Source organism: Limnothrix sp. CMB-01 (assembly GCF_055193175.1).
On sequence record NZ_CM143720.1, the window covers coordinates 2,691,003 to 2,713,309 of the forward strand.

General features: G+C 54.5%; 23 protein-coding genes. 16 read left to right on the plus strand and 7 right to left on the minus strand.

Features of this window, described 5'->3' with window-relative positions; translation table 11 throughout:
- Positions 1 to 5: 5 nt before the first annotated feature.
- From ACZA91_RS11190 to ACZA91_RS11240, 11 genes are all read left to right on the plus strand, one after another.
- Complete coding sequence (locus ACZA91_RS11190) at positions 6 to 326, plus strand: KGK domain-containing protein (protein WP_463182358.1); 321 nt, start codon at positions 6 to 8, stop codon at positions 324 to 326.
- Between the two features lie 43 nt (positions 327 to 369).
- A complete protein-coding gene (locus ACZA91_RS11195) occupies positions 370 to 762 on the plus strand; it encodes a KGK domain-containing protein (RefSeq protein ID WP_463182359.1) in 393 nt (130 codons plus the stop codon).
- Between the two features lie 151 nt (positions 763 to 913).
- Positions 914 to 1,294, plus strand: a complete 381-nt coding sequence (locus ACZA91_RS11200) for a KGK domain-containing protein (RefSeq protein ID WP_463182360.1) — start codon at positions 914 to 916, stop codon at positions 1,292 to 1,294.
- 3 nt (positions 1,295 to 1,297) lie between these two features.
- Positions 1,298 to 1,534, plus strand: coding sequence for an HNH endonuclease (locus ACZA91_RS11205; protein WP_099533703.1), 237 nt, complete (start codon positions 1,298 to 1,300; stop codon positions 1,532 to 1,534).
- A gap of 53 nt (positions 1,535 to 1,587) precedes the next feature.
- On the plus strand, positions 1,588 to 2,286 hold the full coding sequence (locus ACZA91_RS11210; protein ID WP_099533701.1) for a response regulator transcription factor: 699 nt from the start codon (positions 1,588 to 1,590) through the stop codon (positions 2,284 to 2,286).
- The gene (locus tag ACZA91_RS11215) at positions 2,231 to 3,916 is read left to right on the plus strand and encodes a sensor histidine kinase (protein ID WP_463182361.1); all 1,686 of its coding nucleotides are present in this window, start codon (positions 2,231 to 2,233) and stop codon (positions 3,914 to 3,916) included. The genes ACZA91_RS11210 and ACZA91_RS11215 overlap by 56 nt, the downstream gene beginning before the upstream one ends.
- Positions 3,917 to 4,053: 137 nt before the next feature.
- Positions 4,054 to 4,740, plus strand: a complete 687-nt coding sequence (locus ACZA91_RS11220) for a hypothetical protein (protein ID WP_190532259.1) — start codon at positions 4,054 to 4,056, stop codon at positions 4,738 to 4,740.
- Between the two features lie 194 nt (positions 4,741 to 4,934).
- Entirely contained in the window at positions 4,935 to 5,381 is a 447-nt protein-coding gene (locus ACZA91_RS11225; protein WP_463182362.1) for a hypothetical protein, read from the plus strand.
- 145 nt (positions 5,382 to 5,526) lie between these two features.
- A complete protein-coding gene (locus tag ACZA91_RS11230; RefSeq protein ID WP_463182363.1) occupies positions 5,527 to 6,024 on the plus strand; it encodes a DUF4363 domain-containing protein in 498 nt (165 codons plus the stop codon).
- Positions 6,025 to 6,143: 119 nt separating this feature from the next.
- Positions 6,144 to 6,446 carry a peptidase gene (locus ACZA91_RS11235; RefSeq protein ID WP_099533749.1) on the plus strand — a complete coding sequence of 101 codons (303 nt, stop codon included), beginning with the start codon at positions 6,144 to 6,146 and terminating at the stop codon, positions 6,444 to 6,446.
- A gap of 53 nt (positions 6,447 to 6,499) precedes the next feature.
- Complete coding sequence (locus ACZA91_RS11240) at positions 6,500 to 7,774, plus strand: adenylate/guanylate cyclase domain-containing protein (RefSeq protein WP_463182364.1); 1,275 nt, start codon at positions 6,500 to 6,502, stop codon at positions 7,772 to 7,774.
- Here ACZA91_RS11240 and ACZA91_RS11245 read toward each other — a convergent pair.
- The 5 genes from ACZA91_RS11245 to bchL form a co-directional block, all read right to left on the minus strand.
- Positions 7,771 to 11,106: an Eco57I restriction-modification methylase domain-containing protein gene (locus ACZA91_RS11245; RefSeq protein ID WP_463182365.1), complete on the minus strand. Its 3,336-nt coding sequence runs from the start codon at positions 11,104 to 11,106 to the stop codon at positions 7,771 to 7,773. The genes ACZA91_RS11240 and ACZA91_RS11245 overlap by 4 nt on opposite strands.
- 224 nt (positions 11,107 to 11,330) lie before the next feature.
- On the minus strand, positions 11,331 to 12,578 hold the full coding sequence (locus tag ACZA91_RS11250) for an FIST signal transduction protein (RefSeq protein WP_242026303.1): 1,248 nt from the start codon (positions 12,576 to 12,578) through the stop codon (positions 11,331 to 11,333).
- A 130-nt stretch (positions 12,579 to 12,708) separates the two neighbouring features.
- On the minus strand, positions 12,709 to 14,118 hold the full coding sequence (locus ACZA91_RS11255; protein ID WP_099533691.1) for a ferredoxin:protochlorophyllide reductase (ATP-dependent) subunit N: 1,410 nt from the start codon (positions 14,116 to 14,118) through the stop codon (positions 12,709 to 12,711).
- Between the two features lie 144 nt (positions 14,119 to 14,262).
- Positions 14,263 to 14,709, minus strand: coding sequence for a DUF5331 domain-containing protein (locus ACZA91_RS11260; RefSeq protein ID WP_190354603.1), 447 nt, complete (start codon positions 14,707 to 14,709; stop codon positions 14,263 to 14,265).
- Between the two features lie 224 nt (positions 14,710 to 14,933).
- Positions 14,934 to 15,794 carry a ferredoxin:protochlorophyllide reductase (ATP-dependent) iron-sulfur ATP-binding protein gene (gene bchL, locus ACZA91_RS11265; RefSeq protein ID WP_099533688.1) on the minus strand — a complete coding sequence of 287 codons (861 nt, stop codon included), beginning with the start codon at positions 15,792 to 15,794 and terminating at the stop codon, positions 14,934 to 14,936.
- Positions 15,795 to 16,390: 596 nt separating this feature from the next.
- Between bchL and ACZA91_RS11270 the strand changes: the two genes are divergently transcribed.
- The 3 genes from ACZA91_RS11270 to ACZA91_RS11280 all read left to right on the plus strand — a co-directional run bounded on the left by ACZA91_RS11270 (position 16,391) and on the right by ACZA91_RS11280 (position 18,023).
- A complete protein-coding gene (locus tag ACZA91_RS11270) occupies positions 16,391 to 16,777 on the plus strand; it encodes a hypothetical protein (protein WP_190532238.1) in 387 nt (128 codons plus the stop codon).
- Positions 16,758 to 17,189: a hypothetical protein gene (locus ACZA91_RS11275; protein WP_158234457.1), complete on the plus strand. Its 432-nt coding sequence runs from the start codon at positions 16,758 to 16,760 to the stop codon at positions 17,187 to 17,189. The genes ACZA91_RS11270 and ACZA91_RS11275 overlap by 20 nt, the downstream gene beginning before the upstream one ends.
- 363 nt (positions 17,190 to 17,552) lie before the next feature.
- The gene (locus ACZA91_RS11280; RefSeq protein ID WP_099533683.1) at positions 17,553 to 18,023 is read left to right on the plus strand and encodes a hypothetical protein; all 471 of its coding nucleotides are present in this window, start codon (positions 17,553 to 17,555) and stop codon (positions 18,021 to 18,023) included.
- A gap of 116 nt (positions 18,024 to 18,139) precedes the next feature.
- Here ACZA91_RS11280 and dnaK read toward each other — a convergent pair whose 3' ends face one another.
- The gene (dnaK, locus tag ACZA91_RS11285) at positions 18,140 to 20,419 is read right to left on the minus strand and encodes a molecular chaperone DnaK (RefSeq protein WP_463186427.1); all 2,280 of its coding nucleotides are present in this window, start codon (positions 20,417 to 20,419) and stop codon (positions 18,140 to 18,142) included.
- 336 nt (positions 20,420 to 20,755) lie between these two features.
- Between dnaK and ACZA91_RS11290 the strand changes: the two genes are divergently transcribed.
- The gene (locus tag ACZA91_RS11290; protein ID WP_463182366.1) at positions 20,756 to 21,532 is read left to right on the plus strand and encodes a Uma2 family endonuclease; all 777 of its coding nucleotides are present in this window, start codon (positions 20,756 to 20,758) and stop codon (positions 21,530 to 21,532) included.
- Between the two features lie 5 nt (positions 21,533 to 21,537).
- Here the strand turns inward: ACZA91_RS11290 and ACZA91_RS11295 are convergent, their stop codons facing one another.
- Positions 21,538 to 21,792, minus strand: coding sequence for a helix-turn-helix domain-containing protein (locus tag ACZA91_RS11295; RefSeq protein WP_099533679.1), 255 nt, complete (start codon positions 21,790 to 21,792; stop codon positions 21,538 to 21,540).
- A 102-nt stretch (positions 21,793 to 21,894) separates the two neighbouring features.
- Here ACZA91_RS11295 and ACZA91_RS11300 point away from each other — a divergent pair, with 102 nt between their 5' ends.
- Positions 21,895 to 22,116 (plus strand): hypothetical protein, encoded by a 222-nt coding sequence (locus tag ACZA91_RS11300; RefSeq protein WP_463182367.1) that lies wholly within the window; start codon positions 21,895 to 21,897, stop codon positions 22,114 to 22,116.
- Positions 22,117 to 22,307 lie beyond the last annotated feature (191 nt).

Genomic DNA, 22,307 nt, shown 5'->3' on the forward strand with positions numbered 1-22,307 from the left:
TCATCATGGATTTTTCTAAAATGCAAGAACTTTTGCCCAACGAAGTGGTCACGATGGAGTATGGGTACTATATCAATAATCGTCCCACTAGCCAGATCTCAGAAATTCAAAAAATTATCAATGATCGTCTTGGTGGAGATCTTAGAATTTTGTTCTCAGAAGAAGGACTGAAATGCCAAGTTTTAAGACTAGGCGCACCAAAATGGAAATCTGGACGACTGCGACTAACATTGCTTTTTGAGCCAGATGAACCAGACGAAGTAGAGTCCTTGACTGGCAACCCTGATCAGCCTCTAGATGAAATTCGTAGATTGGCTGATGGATAAAGTTGATCCGGAGTCTTATCCTTAGTCAGGACTTGTTAAAACCATGCCCCAGGAATTTACATCTCTCAAACCACATGAAGTGATCTCGTGCGAAATGAGATATCAGATTGGCTTAAAAACTCCAACTTCCACGGTTGAAGAATTTCTACAGGCTATTGCCAATGCGCTGCAACACTATTCCGGCTATAACATATCCACCATTGAGTGGAATTCAAACCGTCGTTTATGGTTTTCTATAGAAGGGATTAAGGGAGAAGCTTTAAGGTTTGGAGCAAAGGGTTGGCAGTCGGGACGATTGAGGTTGTCGATCGAGTTTTGTCCCGACGAACCAGAGCCAGAGCCAGAACCAGAAACGTCAGAATTGCCCTTGCTAGAAGCCAGCATTGAACCGGCTGACTCTCCGTTAGATGAAATTCGGCGATTGGCAGAGGAATAGCAATGGCCAAAACACCTCGCACTAAAATTGACTCGTAGCGTGACAGTTACGAATTTGATTAATCTGTAAGTTGAGTTGTGGTGCAAAATTCAGCGCCAAAAAGATTCGTAAGAATCTAATTCTCTTGGCACTATATTTGGAGGTAGTCAGAGTGGAGAATCATCAATTAATGAAGCTAGGTGAGGTGATCTCCACCTCTACTGCTCAACACATCAGTATAACCAATGAAACCTGCACAGTTAAAGAGTTCATGAGAGGACTCTCTAGTGTAGTTGAGAATTATGTAAGGGGTTATGGCAACTATCGTTGGACTGAAGGGCGGGGGCAGTGGTTCACTGAAGAAGGCGTTGAAGGACAAGTGTTGAGGTTTGGGCAACATGAGTGGGAGTCAGGAACTTTGCGATTAAGGATCGAGTTTTGTCCCGATGAACCAGAGCCAGAACTAGAAGCGCCAGAATTGCCCTTATTAGAAGCCAGCATTGAACCGGCTGACTCTCCATTAGATGAAATTCGGCGATTGGCAGAGGAATAGGAAATGGCTAAAACTCCCCGCATCAAAATTGATCCAGCCGTTCGACAATTTGTACTCGATCGCGACAATCACCAATGCCAAAGTTGCGGCAGCCGCGATCGCCTAGAAATTGACCACATCAAATCCCTCGCCGCTGGTGGCTCCAACGACATTAGTAACTTGCAAACCCTTTGTCGCAGTTGCAATGCCCGCAAGCGCGATCGCTTCGATTCGCGGTTCGATCGCCGGTTTAATTGGTAATAATCGCCCTATTGCAATCACGGCGATCGGGCCCAGAGGATTGATCACAGGTCATGCGGATTTTGCTTGTGGAGGATGACGATCGGATCTTGCAGCCCCTCGCCGAGGCCCTGCGCGATCGCCACTACACCGTAGACCTGGCCAGCGATGGGCGATCGGGGCTGGAGTTGGCCCAATCCCTGGACTATGACTTGCTGATTTTGGATTGGATGCTGCCCCAACTCAGCGGGGTGGAACTCTGTCGGCAACTGCGAGCCGCTGGGCAAACCGTGCCGATCGTGCTGCTGACCGGGCGAGACACCAGCCGCGACAAGGTGGATGGTCTCGATGCGGGGGCCGATGATTATGTGGTGAAGCCCTTTGACTTGTCGGAATTTTTGGCGCGGGTGCGGGCCCTGTTGCGGCGGGGAACCGTGGCCACCAATCCGGTGCTGAGTTGGGGGGCGTTGGCGCTGGATCCGCGATCGTGCGAAGTCACCTACCGCCACCAGCCGATCGCCCTGTCACCGAAGGAATATGCCCTGTTGGAATTGTTCTTGCGCCATCCGGGCCGCACGTTCGATCGCGCCAGCATTCTCGACAACCTGTGGAATTTTGACGAGCCACCCACCGAAGAAGCGATCACCGCCCACATCCGCCGCCTGCGCCAAAAACTGACCGAAGCAGGCGCACCCAAAACAGCAATCGAAACGCGCTATGGCATGGGCTACCGACTTCATCCACAACTGCCGGAACTGGACGCGGGTTCTTAAGCGATCGCGCTCTGGAACTGCCCTGGCTGCCACCGAAGCCGCCCAGTTTCGGGCCCTGCGGCGGCGGTTGTTGCTGTCGTTTTTGGCGGTGATGACGACGGTGGTGGGGCTGGGGTCGATCGTGGCGATCGAGTTTTTGATCTATAGCCTCTATCAGCAGGTCGATCGACAGCTTTTGGTGTTGGCTCAAGCAGCCGGCCACAGTTTGGAAGCGATCGAGGAAGCCCACGAAGAGCAATTTGACGACGACAGCGACGACAGCGACGAGGACGATCGGCAGCAAGCAAAAGAGCGAGCAAAGCAGGAAAGAAAAGCCAAAAAAGAGCAAGCAAAGCAAGTGCAAAAAGAGCGAGCAAGAGAGCAAGAATCAGATGATGAAGACGACGATCAAGATGAGTATGAGGATGAAGATCAGGACAAAAATCAAGCGAATCAAAATCAGGCAAGAACCCTCAATACCGATCGCCCCAATGCTGCCAACTTTTTAGACGATCGCTTCTTTGAAGAACGGCAAGAACTGCGGCCACGCCTGGATAACGATGGGGATTTGGATATTCCCTGGCAAAGTTTGCAGCAACCGGATCAGGGGGTGGAGTGGTTTGATGCGCGGGGTAAGTTGTTGGCTCGCCAAGGTCGGATATTTCCCACCTGGCCCCTAACCCCGATCGCCCAACCCCAAGGGGCGATCGCCCAAGATCAACAACTCCGCACTCTGACCACGCCGTTCTATGACGGGGAAAAGCAGCCCCCCAAACTCCGGGGCTATGTGCGGGTGACGGAATCGATCGACCCGATCAACAGCGCCATCCAGCAATTGGGAACGGGCCTGGCGATCGGCTCGGGCCTGGCGATCGGGCTGAGTACGATCGGGGGGCTGTGGCTGACGCGGCAATCTTTGCGGCCGATCGAAGCCAGCTTTCGGAAACTGCGGCAGTTCACCGCCGATGCCTCCCATGAGTTGCGCGGGCCGCTGACGGCCATTCGCACCTCCGTGGAAGTGATGCAATCCCATCCCGAGCGGATTGACCCGGCCGACGTGGCCAAGCTGGCGGCAATTCACAACGCCACTGGCCAAATGACCCAACTGGTGGAAGACCTGTTGCTGTTGGCGCGTCAGGACACCCCCGGAGCCGCTGCCCACCCGCGCCAATCGATCGACCTGCCCGAATTGCTGGAATCCTTGATCGAAACCTACGCCGATCGGGCCGCCGTGCAGCAACTGGAGCTGACCGGTGAGCTGGCCCCCGCCGTTGTGTTGGGCGAGCCGCTGTTGCTGTGGCGGCTGTTTGGCAACCTACTGGACAACGCCCTCAAATACACGCCAGCGGGCGGCCGGGTGCGGGTGGTGATTCTCCCGATCGGGCGCGATCGACAAGTGCGGGTCGAAATTCACGACACGGGCATCGGCATCGCCCCGGCGGATTTGCCCCAAGTGTTCGATCGACTCTGGCGGGCCGATCGGGTGCGATCGCACCGAGAAGGTGGCTCAGGGCTGGGCCTGTCGATCGCCCAGGCGATCGCCCGATCGCACCAGGGCCAAATCACTGTCCGCAGCCAACTGAACCAAGGCAGTTGCTTCACTGTCACCTTGCCGGTTCTTGTACCGAGCAGCCAAACTCAATTGCCTTAGCCCTGATGAGTCATTTTCACGATTAGTTAGTGGACGGAAATCAGACTGGCTGAGTCATGGCTGGTTGTCACTTTTTTGTCATCTTCTCTCCCTAGGCTGAAACCGTGATGACTTTAAAGTAGCTCCCACCACACATCATGAGCACCAACCTGAATCAGTCCAACGCATCCTTCAGTAGCCCTTTTACGATCGGTCAAGTTATTACAGGAACCGTGGCTGGATTTGTAGATCAAGGGGATGACTTTCTGCTGAATACTCCTAATGGTCAATGGCGCATTGATCCTGAAGATGTGCGAGCCGATCGCCTTGGTTTGAATCCTGGCGAAACCGTTCAAGTTCAGGTGTGGGACTGGGAATCGGATAATCCCCAAGAAATTGACACCCGCGCGATCGCCCGAACCAACGGAACTCCTGTTTTAGGTCAACTTTCCGCCACCGCCACCACGATTTCTCAAACCGATCGGCTGCAGAGCTTCACCAGTCGGCCGGGTTTGCAATGGGATCAACTCACCGGTCAGTGGTTTAGCCCCCAAGGCTACCTCACTCAGTTTCCCGATGTAGCCCGCAGCAACATTCCCGCCCTCAAGCATTTCGTGAACAATGGAGCCGTTGAAGGGCGTGCTCAAAATCTGTTCAACGAGCAATTCTATCTAGACCAAAATCCCGATGTCCGTCTGGCACGACAAGCAGGAACCGTGCGATCGGGCTGGGAACATTTTGTCTTCAATGGAGCTGCTGAAGGACGGTTGCCAGCTCCCAATGCAACCCCAGATTTAGTAAAGAGTATGGCTAACACCTTTCAACGGCTTCAAGTGGGTTTTTAGGTCAACCAGATCCCTTGTTCAGTCATTCGAGCACCATGGACTCAATTGAACTATCTCAGGCTTGCCATAGATGGTTCTTGAGTTTGATTCTCAAATCTGTTGCCTGAACTTCACATCACTGGAGAAATTCCATGTTTAACCTTAAGCAGCCTTTGCTTTTCCTCGCCCTAGGTAGCGTTGCACCTTTGATCATCATGACAGGTTCTGCCTTGGCCGAATCTCGCTCAGAGCCTTTGATTCAAATCACGCTGATTGGGGGGCAATCTATACCGGATCAAGTACGGCAAAATCAAAGGATTGAGGCATGGAATCGCTCCAAGGATGATGATGATAATGACTGGGATGATGACGACGATGATGAACCCATCATTCGCATTTCGGGCCGGGTGATTCGCTTTGGCGAGCGGGACGAAAATGAGTGGATTGTGGAAGCCAATGGCCGGCGATATCGCGTGGATGCGGGGCCGCGTTGGTGGCGCAATTTACCTGTTTCCGTGGGCGATCAGCTCACCGTTGAAGGCGAGTTGGATGATGGCGAATTGGATGCCTTTTGGGTGCAATTAGCCAACGGCGAAACGGTGCAATTGCGAGGGCGATCGGGCCCGCCGCCTTGGGCGGGTGGTCGCCGTCGATCGCGCTAATAACCTTCTCCAAGAGAGACCCACAATCCCAACTCTGTGGCTGTCATGAGTTTGTCATTTTTGTTGGTTACGGTTTAGGCGATCGCTGAAAACGCGAGTTTTGCAATCCCGATCGCCCAGCCGCTACCTCTCTTGGAGAATGTTCATGTCCTTGCTTCCCTTGGCTCGCTCATCTTCTGCACCGGCAAGAGTCCTGACCCGGGGGCGTTTGACCCTGGCCTTGGTTGCCGCCCTCAGCATTGTGACCAGCGCCGGTTGCAGTTCCCAAACCGCTGCCAACCCTGCGGCCAGCCCCGCCGAGTCGGCCGCCGCTAGCCCCGTTGCCAGCCCCGTTGAACCGGCCGCCAGCCACGCCCCTAGTCCGGTGGCCGGCGGTGACCTCAGCGCATTGACCGCCGTGGTGACCAAAACCCGGGCGGCGGTGGAAGCGGGAGACGCAGCCAAGGCCAAAACGGAATTTGAGCAATTTGAAGCCGCTTGGAAACCCGTTGAAGATGGGATTAAGGAAAAAAATCCCAAGGCCTATGAGGCGATCGAGGAAGCCATGGACGGTGTGAGCGGGCAACTGGGCGGCAATTTGGATAAAGCCAAAGCCCTGACGGCTCTGAGCAGTTTGGAAGGGGCGATCGGGCAGGCGAAATAGGGCAAAATCAGGCAATTTCCTTGATTCTGATTGCTGGTGTTGTTGCTTGCGGATCAGGCCTGAACCGATCGCGTGATTTGCCAGGTTCAGGCAACTTGTTTCTAGAGGCTCGATCGCCCATGTTCAAAAATTTCCAAACATTCCAGAAATACCAACGCAAATATCATCGATTTCTGGCTCCGATTTTGCTGTTGCCCCTGATCTTGACGGTGATTACGGGCATGTTGGCCACCTTGGTGGAAGAATGGCATCTGCCCGGAATTAAACGCAGCCTTTTGATGGATATTCACACGGGCGAAATTTTCCATCTGGAAGCGATTTATCCCCTCTTGGATGGGTTGGGTTTGTTGGCTTTAATCCTGACGGGTATCTCGATGTTGGGATGGTTTAAACCAAAGCGCAGCCCAAAGCCGCTGGAATAGGCTAAGGGATCGTCGGGTTGCTTCTTGATGTCAGCACCCATCACCCGAAATTTATGACCGATCGCTCTCCTCAACAGCTTCCTAGCCTCAATCTAGATCACCTGCTGAATCGTCGATTTCACGGCACACCCTGGCAAGCTTTCTGGCAGGAATTTTTGGGCAACAGTGGCCATTTCCTGATTCTGAAAATTTTGTCTGATATCGCCAAAGATGGCTGGTATGCCTCCATCAATGACATTGCAGATTGGTCTTTGATTGGGGCTTTTACTGTGCAATCTTGGTTTCTCAGCCAACGCAAGATTCATCCATTTTGGGGCAACTTAATTGGCCCTAGTTGCTACACGCTGGTTGATTTGCCGTTGGATGGTTGGGAATTTTTTGAAAACCCCAGTCATTGGATGCTTTGGGGGTTTTGCTCGTTGGTGGCCATTGCCCAGGGACTCAGGTTGGCCTGGAAGCCTGCTATCGCTCGATATCTATTGCCCCTGGAAAGCATTGCCCGCACGGTGATGGTGTGGGTTGCCTATTTGATTACGACGGCGGCGTTGCACCAAGAGCCGGTGACGTTGACCTATATTCAAATCTTTTTTACGGGCGCAAGCCACGAATTTCTATTTTCAGCGCTGGTGTTTTTGGGGGTGTTGTTGGGGTTGCAATCGCTGCAACTGGCTCAGCAACAGCAACAAACTCAGGAAACTGCGGCCATTTTGCGCAATTTGGCCCAATGGGGCATGGGCAATCATGTGGTGACTTCAGCGATCGCCAATCCGTCGGCCCTGACCTTTCAGCGGGTGGAACGGGCGATCGTGTTTATGGATATTCGGGGTTTCACGACTTGGTGTGAGGCGGCGCGGCCGGAGCGGGTGGCGCAGGTGCTGAATTGTTACTACCAAGTGGTGGAGCCGGTGGCGACGGTGCATCGGCCACTGCGGGTCACGTTTACGGCGGATGAAGTGATGGTGATTTATGCGGATTTGCCCCAGGCGATGCGAGCGGCGGTGGCGATGCAGCGGGCGGCGCGATCGGTGCTGTCGGCGGAAGGGTTGGGGGCGGGCTGTGGATTGCACTACGGCCCGGTGGTGGAGGGGCTGTTTGGTAGCGACGGGGTGCGCACTTACACGGCGATCGGGGACACGGTGAACACGGCCAAGCGGATTGAGGGAGCCACGCCTGCCCATCAACTTTATCTATCGGATGCGGCCTATCAACAACTCCCGATCGAGCTACAGATTCACTGCCAAACATTACCGTCGATTCAGGCGAAGGGCAAGCGTGTTCCTGTGGCGTTGTGGCACTGGCAGGGCCGCTTGGCTGATTTTGAGGGTTAATTAGGCGGGGCGATGGGCATTCGGGGCGGTGCTGTTTTCCACATCAATTCGATTTCTTCGGGAGTGAGTTGATAGGCTTGGTTCACCAAGTCCGAAAGCCGCTGTTCTCGTCGCAAAATTTCTGCATTGCGCTGCTGAATTGGGGTTGCATAATCGCTATAGGCAAGGTCAATTGATTTAACTTGTTTGGGGCCGATCGCGGTTCCTTTGGGGCAGCGTTTTTTCAGTTCGGCACGAAATTCGTCGAGGCTGAGTTGGGCAAAGTCGGCTAATTTCTGGCCGGGTTTTTCGATGTTGAATTCAAAGGCAAGCCAGCCCATTACGTCGCGGGTTGCTTCTTGGTTGGCTTGGGTGAGTTCGATCAATTCGCTAACGAGATCTTCGGCTTCTCGGCGGATCGGTTCGGTGGGCGGGGCGATCGGTAATTGCTCAAATAAATAGCCCATTGGACTAATTGCATTGGATAGCATCCGTGTAAAATTGCGATGGCTGTAAGACCAAATCAAAGGAGAACCTAAAGCTCCAAGTAAATATCGATCTTCAGAAGGAAGAAAAAACGTTTTGTCATTTCCAAAAATTCCAGAACTATCTAAGGCATAATTTGGTAAAGTTTGAATGACTTGATAGATGATTTTAGTGGAATCAAATAGATGATAATAGTTTGCTCCATATCTACTTAAGCAATACCAAGGAAATCGATTTTGCTGAACTTCTGGTCGCTGTTTTAATGACTTTTCATATTGTCTCAGCCAATTGAGCAATGATGGATATTCATTAATTGGAAAATCCCAGCTAATGAATAATAAATGCCTCTCTGATCCGGGTGAATGCCATCGTTTAATGTCTTGACCGCGCAAGTAAGGCTTAATGAATTCAGCGCACTTAGGATCTGCACTGATCAGGCTTTGGCGCGTTTGATTGTCAATTAAAAAAGCTTGATTTAAACCCGTTACAATCCCGCGATAGGGTTTGGTTCCTGCAAAGTCAACGAGGGGAACGCCGACGCTACGGATTTTTTGCATTAGCGCATCGACCTGCGGATTTTCCAGACTCCAGGCCGCTTCAGACAGGCGCGATCGGGGGATTTCATAGCCCTCCCGCTCCACAAATTGCGCCAAATTGAGGCCCTCTAGCTGCTCCCGAGGAACCGCACAAACCAGCACTTGATTTGCCGAGCCAGACAACCCACCCCCAAGCCCATCAGACAAGGGGCTTAAGCCCCTTGCCCCAGGATTGAGAGCAGCTTTTTGCAACACGATAATGCAAGGAAACGTGTCCGCATCGCGAAAAATCGGTGCATGGCCAAAATCGATAATTTGTTCAAAAATGGTTTGTTCTGCAAAGAACTTGCGTAACGGTTCGCCATAGCCCGATCGCAACCATTTGTTGGTGACAATGTAAGACAACATCCCACCCGGTTTCAGCAGCTTTACCCCGCGTTCATAGAAATAAACATAGAGATCCGCCACCCCGTCATAACAGGCATAATGGGTTTGCAAATAGGGCTTAAAGGGCGATAGCAACTCCTGGCGTACATAGGGCGGATTGCCCAACACCACATCAAAGCCCCCATCGGCCATCACTTCTGGAAATGCCCTTTCCCAATCAAACGCCCTGGGATCAACTGCCCGATCGGCAACAATTGAATTGCCTGCTTTAATGTTGTCATCCAAATTAGTGAGTGCTTGCCCCTTTTCAGCCGTTTGTAACCATAGGGAAAGCTTGGTAATTTCGACCGACTCGGAAGACAAATCAACCCCATAAAGGTTTTGATTGAGAATTGCTTTGTTCAGGTCAAAAATTTCCCGAATGCCGCCTTGTAAGTTGGCAATTTCCGTGTTGATTTTTTCGTATTGCCGCGCCAAAAAGTTAAAGGCCGCGATTAAAAAAGCGCCCGATCCACAGGCCGGATCCAAAACGCGAATGGTTTTGAGTTCTTCGCGCCAAGCTTTCAAATAAGCCAGTTCGGCTGCTTGTCGTTGCTTGGTGTTGCGTTCAGGAATGGCATCTAACTGAAGCCGATCGCGCAGCAATGCCGATCGCTTGGATAAATAGCCACCTAAGGCTGTTTCCACCATGTATTGCGTCACCCAAGTTGGGGTGTAAAAAACACCTTGGGTTTTGCGTTTTCCTTGCTTGACGTTGTAGGTTTCACCGGCCGCCAGCGATCGCAATTCCTCTAGATCCGTGACCGATTGCTCAAAAATTCGCCCCAGAACATCAACTGAAACTTCTGTGTCAAAGTCATAGGCCGTCAGGTTTTTGAGCCTGGTGCAAAGCCAATCGGGAACCTCAATCTCTTGATCAACGATCGGATCAAGCTTAAAAAGACCGCCGTTGTAGCCCGAAATGGGGGGTTGATCGTTGCCTTGGTCAACCCACCGAAAAATGGCTTTGAACCGCTGCCAAATGCTCGATCGGTTGTAAGGGTTATGAAAATCATGGGCCTCTTTGAGGCATTTGGCTGGCAATAGCTTTCGATCTTCGCAAAAGGCAATGAACAGGATTCGATCGAGAACTTTTTGGGCCGCTTCAATAAACTCCGCCTGTCGATCGCTCCAATCTTTGCTATACCGACCCTTAAAAAACTGCACCAACTGTTGGCGCACATCTTTGTAGTCTTGGTAGAGCTTTTCGGTGATCGCTTCTTCGGCTTCGTTGGACTCTGCCAACAACTCATCCAGCCGCGAGCGATCGCCCTCATGGGCGCTGGCGGGCAAAAAGTTTTCCCGACAAAGCAGAAAATAAAAGCGCTTGAATGCTTCCAAATCTGCTAAATCTTCTAAGAAAAATTGCTCACAGCAAGCAGGCGTTTTGTTGGTGTGATAAAGCCGCAATTCGCGATAGTTGGAAACAATTACCCAGCGACAACCCATGGTGTAGTTGGCATAGCGCCAGCCCTGTTCCACCGGGGATTCTTGTCCTTTGTGGCGTGTGTCGAGATCGGTTTTGGTTCCTTTCAGTTCAATGGGGGCCACCACACGGCCGGTGAGCTTTTGTTTGCCGCCGGAACCCGTAACCGCAGAAAACAGCCCGATCGCCCCATCCGCAAAGCCGCCACCGCCATCGATATGCTTTTCGGCGTGCAATTCCCAATGTTGTCCTTGGCCACCCACAATGCTGCGATAGCCCAAGGCATCCCGGAAAATATCGCCCAGGAAATCGCCATGCAAAGAGGTTTCTTTGACGGCTTTTAAAGAGTTGCTTTTGAGCACTGTTGCCCAATTTTTAACGGGAGCATGGCGCGCCTCCAAATCTGCTGGAAATTCAAACGCTTTGAGGGCAGTTTGTAGGGTTTTGCCATGAAACAAAGCGGGAAAGGTGACGCGCACAACTCAAACTCCTAACTCCAACGGGCCAGAACAACCCTTTGTTCTAACCTATGACTAACTTTAGCTCACTTGAACGAAAGAACTGAAGCGAAAAACCTGAGCTGAGTTGCACTACAGCCTTTACCGAAAATAATTGGCACGCCATATCGCCGATGCCATGGAGCAATGATTCGGTGGGCACTGCCCACCCTACAGGCTAAGTTGAGTTGCCCGAAGTTGAATGGTTAGGCCTTGGGGCGAAACAGGGCAAAAACGGAGGTGTAGCCGTGAATGAAGGTTGTGCCACCCACGGGGCCAATTTCACCGTTGCAGAAAAAGCCCGCCACGGGCATCAGACCCAAATATTTTTGCAACAGGCAGGAATCAAAATTGGCTTTGTTATAAAGCCCTTGGCCACGGCCCACGCAGGCAAACATCAAGGCCCCGATCGGGTCGGGCTGTTCCGATGGGCGATCGCGCAAATACCGTTCCAACAGGGCGCGTAGGTCTTCGGCGGAGGTGTCCGCGTCTCGCAAATGAAACTGAATCCGTTGGCCCCGGCGGATTCGATCGCCGATCGCGATCGCGCCGCCGCTGGGATCCACCCCCAACAGGTTGCGAATCAGGAAATCGCCGGGTTCCAGGGTTTGGCGAAAGGCATCGCGGGCCAAACCCACAAAAAGGGAATATTGCGCCAGTTCGCGATCCTTGTCGCTGAGTTCTTCAATTAGTTGCCGCAGGGCCTTGAGGGGAGCTTGGGGCTTGTCGGCGATCGTGTCTTTGTCCATCTGAATCGACACTTGCATCACGATGTTGCGCTCGCATTCCGTGACCCACAGGGGCTGACCGATCGGGCGGCAACCTTGGGCCACAATCGGCTCAATCACCACATCGCCGCTGAGGGCCACCCCCACCGCGCCCGATCGATAGGCCTGATAGTCCGCAAAGAGTTGCTTGGTTTCCCGAAAGGAGTCCCCGCTGGCTAAGCCGCCCACGGTCACGGAGCCGGGATAGGCATAGTCCAGCCCTTGCAGCAGGTCGTTCATTTGCACCAACCCCGGATCCGCAAAGACCAAAAAGTTAGGGTTCGTGGCGGGATCGGCCCCGATCGCCTCAATCCAGGGTTGGGGCGGCCCATCCAAATCGGGCAGGGCCTCGCGATCGATGTGAAAGGTTTGGATGGTGACGTTGGGTAACCGAGCGGCCATCACGCAGAGGGCCGGATCATCTTCCACCTCTTCCACCTGTTGCGGATCCAGGTTGCCCACAACGCCGCTGCCCCCACAGCCCGCCATGGCCCGAGCAGGCAGGCGATCGCGCAGCAGGGGCATCAGCCGCGCATATTCGCTGCTAAAGGCCGATGAAATGAAGACCAGCAACAAATCTGGCGGTTGCCCCAAGGTGGCCAAAACACGCTGGCTGACCTCATCAATGGCCGCTTCTAGGGATGGTTGCTTGGAAACGGCGCTGACCCATTTCATTTGGTCACTCATGGGGGTTGTCCTCCTGCGGGCGCGGGTCGATCGCTCGGATCGAGTCGGATCAAGATCCTAACCCGGGAGCCTCTGGCCAAGGGCGATCGTGCAGCGAACTGTTGCAAATGAAGTGAGGAGCTATTTGGATTTACACGGAGGTGGTTTCCCGGACTAATTTGTCCCAACCCAACTCCTTCAGTGCGCCGTTACGACGCAAGGGGCGCGTCACCAATTCCAAAATGTCGCGAGTGCTGCCGAAGCCGTGAATTTGGGCAAAGGTAAACTCCACCGACCACTTGGTATTAATGCCGCGTGCTTCCAAGGGATTGGCGTGGGCCATGCCGGTAATCACCAAATCCGGCTGCAAATCATAGATGCGCTGAATTTGATTGTAGTTGTCCGGCTTTTCAACAATTCGGGGCAATTCCACCCCCATTTCCTGACAGGTTTTGGTTAACAAATCCAGCTCGGCTCCTTGGTAGCGCTTGTCCATGTAGGGAATGCCAATTTCCGGCACGGTTGCTCCACAACGAATCAGGAACCGCGCCATGGAAACTTCGAGCAAATTGTCACCCATGAAGAAAATCGACTTGCCGCGAATTAGTTGCACGTAGTCTTCCACGCTCTGCCAAATTTGTGCTTCCCGCTCGGCCAGTCCTTGGGGTTCAATGCCCAACACAGCACAGATTTTTTCGATCCAAGCGCGAGTGCCATCGGGCCCGATCGGAAAGGGTGCACCAATCAATTTGCACTTGCGCCGCCGCATGAAGGCCGTGGCCGTGCGCGAGAGGAATGGATTCACCCCGGATGCATAGTAGCCTTCGGCCAAAGCGGGCAATTCTGTGTAGCGTTTGGCGGGCAACCAGCCGGCTAATTTAATCCCTTGGCGCTTCAGTTCGAGGGTCAATTGCGTGACGATCGGGTCAGGCACTGAGCCAAACAACACCAGCGGTTGATGGTTTACATAGCCCGCTTCGTCTTCCTGGATTTCTTCTTTCTTTTTGCCAAAGTTCAGCAACTTTTGAATGGCGTTGCGATCGTCTGCAGCGGCGGGCGTTTGTTGGGTGGCATCGGGACAGCGCTGCACCATGGCCGCCAGCACCGTATCTTCCCCTTGGGTAAAGGCATAATCCAGCCCATTGGCGCGGGCCACCACGATCGGGATGCCGATTTCTGCTTCCAGTTTGGGGGCGATTCCTTCCAGATCCATCTTGATGATTTCGGTGGTGCAAGTGCCAATCCAAACAATCACCGACGGGTTGCGATCGCGCTTGATATCTTCACAGAGTCGCTTCAGTTCTGCATAGTCATTCAACTGAGCGGAAATATCCCCTTCTTCGAGTTCCGCCATGGCATAGCGCGGTTCGGCAAAAATCATCACACCCATGGCATTTTGCAAGAAATAGCCACAAGTTTTCGTGCCAATCACTAAGAAGAAACTATCTTCGATTTTTTGATAGAGCCAAGCGACGCAACTGATCGGGCAAAAGGTGTGATAATTGCCCGTTTCGCAGTCGAATTGGAGGGCGGGGGTGTTGGGTTCGATCGTGGCGGTCATCGGCTGTTCCTCACAGGTAAAACGGTTGAGTTTTGGGGGATGAATCGGAGGGGCGTATGGCCGTACGTCCTGATCCAGAAGTTTGACTGCAACCCGCTACCCTGACCGCGATCGAACCCTGAATTTCGCGGAATTTCGCTGAACTTAAAAGGTCGATCGCTCCCAAATGGGAATCAGCTCAGCATCGCGGGTGCGGCCATTGCAGTCGGTTTCCTCAAGCTGTTCGATCGGGGGTTGGGCAAACTCGATCGGCGCAGGATCGCTGGCGGGTAACAGGATGGCGGGACGGTTGCGGCGTTCGCGGGCGGCGGCCTTGGCGGCTAGCTCCAATTCCCGATCGGGGTCAAAGTCCAGCCCCAGCGCTTCGATCACCCGATCGGGATCGCTGCTGAGATCCACCAACAGCGGCATCAACTCCGTCACTCGTGGTTCCAGCACCGTCGCCGTCGCCAACAAAAAACTCGACAGGGGGCGGCGGTGGCCCAGCTCGCTTTCCGTCCAAATCGCCATGCGGGCCAACCAGGAACGGTTATCGCGGTAATAGTCCAGCCACTTTTGACGGAGCGATCGGCGCAACTGTTCAACGTTCATAGGGCGGAAGATCGGTGGACTTTGGAGATATCAAACCTCGATCGAGCCTACCTGATTAATCCCTATCCGGGCGCAGCGGTTGCAGGGGAATTGTGGGGCCTTGGGCGGAGGGCGCACCGCTGTGCGCCCCTACGTTTTGCCTTGGTTTTGTCAATCGCCCAACCGATTGCCTGTCGTTGGGGGGCAAGGGGCTTCAGCCCCTTGTCTGGACTGGGGTTCCGCCCTTACACCATCATCAATTCGGGTTCGGGTTCCGTTGTCTTCGGTTCTTGCGGATTCAGATAGAAGTCCGACAGCATCGAGAACAACTCCCGATCGGGCGATCCATCGGGAACCACGCCCTCCGGCATCGCCAACAGTTGATCGGCAATGTTCAAGTAATAGTCACAAACCGGCAGCAACGACGGGTCAGACTCCGCCATCTCAAACAGCGTTTTGCCCTTCACCCGCGACACGCGAATATCTTCAATTAGCGGCAAAATTTCCAGCACCGGCATCGGCACGGCGCTGACATATTTATCAATCAGATCCCGCTTGGAAGTCCGGTTGCCAATCAAGCCCGCCAGCCGCAGCTTGTGCGTCCGCGCCTTTTCGCGCACCGAAGCCGCAATCCGATTGGCCGCAAACAGCGCATCAAAGCCGTTGTCCGTGACGATCACGCAGTAGTCCGCATAGTTCAAAGGAGCCGCAAAGCCGCCGCAAACCACATCGCCCAGCACGTCAAACAAAATCACGTCGTACTCATCAAAGGCGTTCAGTTCCCGCAGCAGCTTCACCGTTTCGCCCACCACGTAGCCCCCGCAGCCCGCGCCGGCCGGCGGCCCGCCCGCTTCCACGCAATGCACGCCGCCATAGCCCTTGTGGATCACGTCATCGGGCCAAACGTCTTCGTAGTGATAGCTCTTGGCTTGCAGGGTGTCGATGATCGTGGGGATCAGGTAGCCCGTGAGCGTGAAGGTGCTGTCGTGTTTCGGATCGCAGCCAATTTGCAGCACTTTTTTGCCACGACGGGCGAGGGCTACGGAGATGTTGCAACTGGTGGTGGATTTGCCGATGCCACCTTTGCCATAGACAGCGAGTTTCACGGGGGGAGTCCTCTGGGGAAATCTGGTTGGAACAGGACTAGAGCAGGAATGCAACGGGAATTTAGTCTCGGTCAAGCTCAATCAATCTCGGTCAACCTCGATCAAGCTCAGTCAGGCGGGGTCAATCTCGCTTAGTCTTCGCCAATCTCGGTGAGCTGCCCGAGTCCTGAACCGGCAGACCGAGCGCGATCGAAATGAGCGAGATGGCAAAAATCAAAACCGGAGCATTGAAGCCTGAGCAGAGGGGCCGATCGGGAATGGGATTAATCGCGAATGAAGCTCAGCGGTAACGAAAATCGGGAATGCAGCCAAAAAACTGAGTTGGGGGTGGGCAGCCCTGGAGCGATCGCGGTTGGTTGCCCCACCGATGGCATTATCAGCAGATTTTTCCCGAAAGGAAAGCAAGGCTAATTTTGTCCGGCCGCGCCAGCAGCCTAAGAGCTGACCCTAAACTCAAAAAAGGATTTTAAAGCCTATCAAAATTAAATAAATGCGTTTTTAAGCCAAATTAATCAAATTTAGGGTCTAATTTATATAAAAATAAAAACAAAACCAAAACATAACTTCCTAGACCAGCCCGGCCCTTAACTCAAAACTTGCTCGACTCCCTCATCAGTTTGGGCTTTCCCAAAGGCGGATCCGAGGGCGATCGCACCCCAAAACAGTCGGGCGATCGGGAAATTTGGCGCTGTTTGTTAAGAATTCAATCAAAGCGGGGAGGGTTGGCAGAAAACCAGGCGACGGGATCGATCGATCAGCTCACCCTTAGCAGCGATCCCCGATCGGGAGTTGCGCCCACTCGTCAAGGAAGCCAGAATCGATCGGCCGCTGGCGAGTGGTTTGTGGCAAATTGGTGGCAGCATCGAGCCAGTTGTGTTACGCCATCTGGTGTTGCCCAATGGTGCAACGGCCCAAAACGCCTGCTGTTTTTGAAATCTCTCCGAGTCCTGTTGTTGCCGAGGGTTGCCCGTTATGTCTTTTGAGGTGTTGTTGATCCTGATCCTGGCGCTGATTTTTCTGTTGCAGTGGCTTGATGGACTCGATCGCGATCGACGCAAGGCAATTGAAGTGCGCCAAAAGGCTGAAGCGGATCTCCTCAATATGTTGATGTTGCGTAAATCCTTGGCAGATTTGTTGAAAAAATTGGCGGCGAACCCTGGCGACATGGGCTTGCAACAACAGGTTTTAGCCTCGATGCGAGTGCAGGAGGATGCCAAAGGAACCGGCCTGGGTTATGGCTCCCTGTTGGCGCTTTTTGAGGCGAACTCCGGTGATAAAACCCTGCGCAAAACGGTGCTAGAGGCGGGCCGAATTCACTACGGCAAGATTGCGGGCGGGGTGGCTTCGTTGGATGATGAACGCCGAGTCATGAACGATATTGCCGTTCGATCGTAGGAATGATCACACAGGTGCTGAAGGTTGCTCCTCCGGGCGATCGCGGGGTGAGTTTTCCCCTTGGAGATGTGGCAACAGCTTTTGGCAGTAATGTTTTTAAAGTTTGTTTTTAGGATTCGCCCAGTAGCTAGTAGGGTGGGCATCGCCCACCACCCTCTAGCCCAAGTAGTATCCAGCCCCAAAGTCACAACTCCCCTCTCCCCAGTAGTGACCGGATTCATTGGGTGATGCGTCGTAGGTGGGCAGTGCCCACCCTACAGGCTGAACTCATTCTTGGAACTGCCTCGGGCATCAGCCTTGAAAGTTTTGTTTGGGAAACTGTTTCTTCGATTCGCAAGCCGGGAAACCTGGTCTGAGCTGTTTATGGTTTTGTCAAACCCTGCCCTTAAATTGCCCGCTGCGATCGCCCTTGTCTGCGTTTTGACCGGTTGCGCCCAAAGCAAAGTGGCCCAATGCAAACAATTGGTGACCATTGCCAACTTGGCCAACGAAACGGCCCGGGAAGCCGCCACAGGCAAACCGGAGGCCATGCGCCGTGCTGCTGAATCGTTTGATCGAGCTGCCCAGGATTTGGGCAAGTTGCCGCTCAGTGACACGCAATTAAAAGACCATCGATCGCGCTTGGCGGATATTTACACCGACACCAGCCGCAGCACCCGTGAATTTTTGAACGCCATTCAGCAAAAGGATCGCAACCTGGCTGAAATTGCGGTGCAATCGCTGGAACAGTCCGCCAACAATGAGCGCAACCTGATCCAAACCATTAATCAAACCTGTCAGGTGGCTGAATCTGCCGCCAGCAATCCGACCCAGCCGAATCCCCCAGCGCCGTGAGATCCGTTCACCGCTGATTCCTGCTGATTCCCGCTAATTCCCGCTGAGACAACCCACAAAGCGCGGTTTTCTGGAGGTCGATCGCGGGGCCATCAGTCTCGCGATCAACCTTTGCATTAGAACCAGTCGTCCTCATCGTCCCAATTGTCGTTGTAGGTCGATCGCCGATCGCGCGGTTGGTTGCTGCCGCCAAGGTTGTTGTTGCGGGCTTCCCGTCGATCGCCCGATCGCCCTGACCCATCTCGGGGGGCGGGCCGGCTGGGGCGATCGGCTGGATTCCCATAGCCGCCGCCATAGCCCAAATCGTAGGGATCGCGCGATGCCGGGCGGCTGGGTTCCCGGCGGCGATCGCCCTGGCCGTTGGGTTCATTCCACCCGCGATCGCCTCGGCCTAGGTCGCCGCCTCGGCCCAAGTCGCCGCCTCGGCCGTAATCGTTGCGGCCATAGTCGTTGCGTCCGTAATCATTCCGACCGTAGTTGTAGTCACGATCGTAGCGATCGCCGCCACCCAACACCGCGTCGCGTCCGTCCTGGAAGGTGCGCCGAATCGACCCAAAGAAGTTGTCGTCATCTTCTTCGGCATAGCGATCGCGCACGTCCCGATTCAGGTTGTAGATCGCGTCTTGCAAGTCGGCCTGGGTGCGATCGATCTCGATGTCGTCACTGGCGGCGATCGCCTCGCGCAGGGCCTTGACGGTTTTCTCGATCGCCCGCCGATGCACCTCCACAAACTGCATCCCAAAGTCGAGGGTCGCTTCCCGCAGTTGCCGCTCGGCCTGGAAGGTGAGCGCTTCGGCCCGGTTGCGCTTGTCCACCCGATCGCGCTGCGATCGATCCTGGTCGGCAAACTGCTGGGCCTCCTCGATCGCCTGGCGCACCTCGGCTTCGTTCAGGGTCGAAGCATCCTGAATAATCACGCTTTGCTCGCGGCCCGTGGTCATATCCAGCGCCGTCACCTGCAAAATGCCGTTCGCATCGATGTCAAAGGCCACCCGCACTTGGGGCACACCACGCGGCGCGGGTGGCAAGCCCTTGAGGATAAATTTCCCGAGGGATTTGTTGTTGGCGGCCATTTCCCGCTCCCCTTGCAGGATATGGATTTCCACCTGGGTTTGGTTGTTTTCGCTGGTGGAAAACATGTCCGATCGCCGCACGGGAATTGTCGTGTTGCGCGGAATCAGCTTTTTCATCACGCCGCCGGAAGTTTCCAGCCCCAAGGACAGGGGTGTCACGTCCAGCAGCAAAATATCTTTCACCTCGCCGCCCAGGATGCCCGCCTGGATCGCCGCGCCTACGGCCACCACCTCATCAGGGTTGACGTTTTGGCTCGGTTCCTTGCCCACGAGCGATCGCACCACGTCTTGCACAAAGGGAATTCGTGTGGAGCCGCCCACCAACACCACTTCATCGATTTGTGACGGCCGCAACCCCGCATCCACAAAAGCTCGCTTCAGGGGTGCGCGAATCCGTTCGATCAAGTCCGTGCAAAGGCCCTCAAACTGCGATCGGGTCAGGCGGGTTTCCAAATGCTTCGGCCCGTCCTCCGTGGCGGTGATGAAGGGCAAGTTAATTTCCGTCGCGCCCACGCCGGACAGCTCAATTTTGGCCTTTTCCGCCGCTTCCGTCAGCCGTTGCAGGGATTGGCGATCGCGCCGCAAGTCCAGCCCCTCGGTTTCCAGGAACTGTTCCGCCAGCCAATCGACAATTTTGCGATCGAAATCATTCCCGCCCAACTGCGTGTCGCCGCTGGTGGCCTTCACCTCAAAGACCCCATCGCCCACTTCCAGCAGGGACACATCAAACGTGCCGCCCCCCAGGTCAAACACCAACACCGTTTGGCTACTGGCGCGATCGAGACCATAGGCCAAGGCCGCCGCCGTCGGTTCATTAATAATCCGCTTCACCTCCAGCCCGGCAATCCGTCCCGCATCGCGCGTGGCCTGCCGCTGGGAATCGTTGAAATAGGCCGGAACCGTAATCACCGCGCCGGTCACGGGCTGGCCCAAATAGCGCTCGGCTTCGTCCGCCAGCTTCCGCAAAATCATCGCCGACAGTTCTTCCGCCGGAAAGTCGCGCTGCAACTTGGGGCACACCACCCGCACATTCCCCTCCTCATTGCGCCGAATCGTGTAGGGCACGCGCTTTGAAGAAGGCGATAGCTCATCGTATTTGCGGCCAATAAACCGCTTCAGCCCATAAAAAGTGTTTTGCGGATTCAACACCGTTTGGCGGCGAGCCAGTTGCCCCACCACCTTTTCGCCATCTTTGTTGAACCCAACGACGGACGGGGTGGTTCTCATCCCTTCGGCATTGGCAATGACGACGGGTTTCCCGCCTTCCATGACGGCCACGACGGAGTTGGTCGTACCGAGATCGATGCCAACGACTTTTCCCATTGCTTGGTTGCTTGTCTCTTGTTGCGGCTGCGAGTGGCTGAGGGGGCGATCGGGAGGGCCGTTCAGCCGAGTTGGATGAATGAACCAGCCCAATGACTGGCGCTTGAGATTGAGGAGTCCAGACAAGGGGCTTAAGCCCCTTGCCCCCCGGATCTCAAGGAATTTGCGGGGGACAGACTCAGCGCCCGATCGCGCGTTAAGAATCTTGTCGGCTTCATTCTATCCTGTGGCTTCCCATCCACCGAACCGAGGCGCGATCGAAACCGGGATCAACCTTGGCCAAAATCCTTTGCCAAAATGGAGACTGTTAGGCCGCAATGCCAGGAGCGTCGCCCCATGCTGCCATCCTTCCTAGAATCATTGCCCAACGCTGACGAACTCCCCGATTCTTGCGATATTCCCGTGGATAACGAAGACCAGAATTTTATTCCCAACGTCCTCTTGTTCCTGCTGGAATACATTTGGAAGCATCGGGAAGACTGGTTTTTTGCGGTTGATATGGGGGTTTACCACGCCACGGGGCTTCATCCGAAAGTGCCGGTGATTCCCGATGGCTTTTTGAGCATTGGGGTCGATCGCCGCAAGAATGGTAAACCGCGCCGCAGCTACATCACCTGGACGGAAAACAACATTCCACCGATTTTGGCCCTGGAGGTGGTTTCCTACACACCGGGTGAAGAGTATGACGAAAAAATGGCAATTTACGCCCGACTGGGGGTGTTGTATTACGTGATCTACAATCCCGAATTTTGGCGGCGGGATGGTCACTTGCCCTTAGAGGTTTACAAGCTGGTGGAGGGAACCTATCAGCTTCAGGTGGGTGAACCCTGCTGGATGCCGGAAATTGGCTTAGGGATTGGGCGCGATCGGTTGGTGGATGACCCGTTCGATCGAGAAGTCCTGACCTGGTACGACGCGCGGGGCCAACGCTATCGCAGCGAGGCCGAGGTAGAGCGCGATCGGGCAGCCGCCGAACGCCAACGGGCCGCAACCGAGGCCCAGCGAGCTGACGAGGCCCAGCAACGGGCTGACGAGGCCCAGCAACGAGCCGATCGCCTGGCGGAGCGGTTGCGGGAGTTGGGTATTGATCCGGAGGCGATCGAGTTGGATTGATTGGGTTATGGCGGGTCTGGGGTGATCCAATCCGTGAGCGATCGCCCCAGGTAGGCTTCCAAAAAGGCCCGGGCGGCGGCGGGTTCGATCGCCTCTAGGGCGGCCACGATGGCGGGAATTGCGTCGGCTTGGGGATCTTGGGTTTCGTTGAACCAATAATGCACGGTCGATCGGGCAATGCCCATGGTGACGGCGAGCCGGTTTTGGCTGATGCCGTAGTCTTGCAAGGTTTGTTTGAGTGCTTTTCCTGCTCGCGCCATGCCCCCAATGGTCTCAAAGGGGGGCGATCGGGTAAATGTTCATAGTTATGAGCAGGTGCAGTATGATGGGAGATGTTCATAATCACGAACATCTAGCGTCCTATGAACTCTCAAGCAAGTGACGATAGCCCGGTCTTGGAACGGTTAAACCGCCTGGACGATCGCTGTAATCGGATCATCCTGGTTGGTCAGGGCGAGTGGATTGAGCAATTGATCAAAACGTTGCACCTGTGTGGCGTGGGGGAGCCAATTTTGTGGAGTCCGGCTGTCCCTACCGGCCAGGGTGAGCAACGGGTGCGGATTTTGGCGCGATCTCGTCTGTAGCGATCTCGTTGGGTAGGGTGCTGTGGGAGGACGGTCAAAGGATTGCGAAACGGTTGATTTGTGCTCCCATGCACTGTGGATTTTGGCGACACAACCGATCGAAGATCATCGGTTTGTTGCGGTCAATTGTGGTGCATGGGAGAGGTGGGGAAAATAATCGTTTCACGCCAAACGTTCTCCCATGCACCCGA

What these genes read in the sequence shown, in the direction of transcription:
- ACZA91_RS11190 (WP_463182358.1), top strand. Translation starts at nt 6, where the DNA reads ATGGATTTTTCTAAAATGCAAGAACTTTTGCCCAACGAAGTGGTCACG.
- ACZA91_RS11195 (WP_463182359.1), top strand. Translation starts at nt 370, where the DNA reads ATGCCCCAGGAATTTACATCTCTCAAACCACATGAAGTGATCTCGTGC.
- ACZA91_RS11205 (WP_099533703.1), top strand. Translation starts at nt 1,298, where the DNA reads ATGGCTAAAACTCCCCGCATCAAAATTGATCCAGCCGTTCGACAATTT.
- ACZA91_RS11210 (WP_099533701.1), top strand. Translation starts at nt 1,588, where the DNA reads ATGCGGATTTTGCTTGTGGAGGATGACGATCGGATCTTGCAGCCCCTC.
- ACZA91_RS11215 (WP_463182361.1), top strand. Translation starts at nt 2,231, where the DNA reads ATGGCATGGGCTACCGACTTCATCCACAACTGCCGGAACTGGACGCGG.
- ACZA91_RS11220 (WP_190532259.1), top strand. Translation starts at nt 4,054, where the DNA reads ATGAGCACCAACCTGAATCAGTCCAACGCATCCTTCAGTAGCCCTTTT.
- ACZA91_RS11225 (WP_463182362.1), top strand. Translation starts at nt 4,935, where the DNA reads ATGACAGGTTCTGCCTTGGCCGAATCTCGCTCAGAGCCTTTGATTCAA.
- ACZA91_RS11230 (WP_463182363.1), top strand. Translation starts at nt 5,527, where the DNA reads ATGTCCTTGCTTCCCTTGGCTCGCTCATCTTCTGCACCGGCAAGAGTC.
- ACZA91_RS11235 (WP_099533749.1), top strand. Translation starts at nt 6,144, where the DNA reads ATGTTCAAAAATTTCCAAACATTCCAGAAATACCAACGCAAATATCAT.
- ACZA91_RS11240 (WP_463182364.1), top strand. Translation starts at nt 6,500, where the DNA reads ATGACCGATCGCTCTCCTCAACAGCTTCCTAGCCTCAATCTAGATCAC.
- ACZA91_RS11250 (WP_242026303.1), bottom strand. Translation starts at nt 12,578, where the DNA reads ATGAGTGACCAAATGAAATGGGTCAGCGCCGTTTCCAAGCAACCATCC.
- ACZA91_RS11255 (WP_099533691.1), bottom strand. Translation starts at nt 14,118, where the DNA reads ATGACCGCCACGATCGAACCCAACACCCCCGCCCTCCAATTCGACTGC.
- ACZA91_RS11260 (WP_190354603.1), bottom strand. Translation starts at nt 14,709, where the DNA reads ATGAACGTTGAACAGTTGCGCCGATCGCTCCGTCAAAAGTGGCTGGAC.
- ACZA91_RS11280 (WP_099533683.1), top strand. Translation starts at nt 17,553, where the DNA reads ATGGTTTTGTCAAACCCTGCCCTTAAATTGCCCGCTGCGATCGCCCTT.
- dnaK (WP_463186427.1), bottom strand. Translation starts at nt 20,419, where the DNA reads ATGGGAAAAGTCGTTGGCATCGATCTCGGTACGACCAACTCCGTCGTG.
- ACZA91_RS11290 (WP_463182366.1), top strand. Translation starts at nt 20,756, where the DNA reads ATGCTGCCATCCTTCCTAGAATCATTGCCCAACGCTGACGAACTCCCC.
- ACZA91_RS11295 (WP_099533679.1), bottom strand. Translation starts at nt 21,792, where the DNA reads ATGGCGCGAGCAGGAAAAGCACTCAAACAAACCTTGCAAGACTACGGC.
- ACZA91_RS11300 (WP_463182367.1), top strand. Translation starts at nt 21,895, where the DNA reads ATGAACTCTCAAGCAAGTGACGATAGCCCGGTCTTGGAACGGTTAAAC.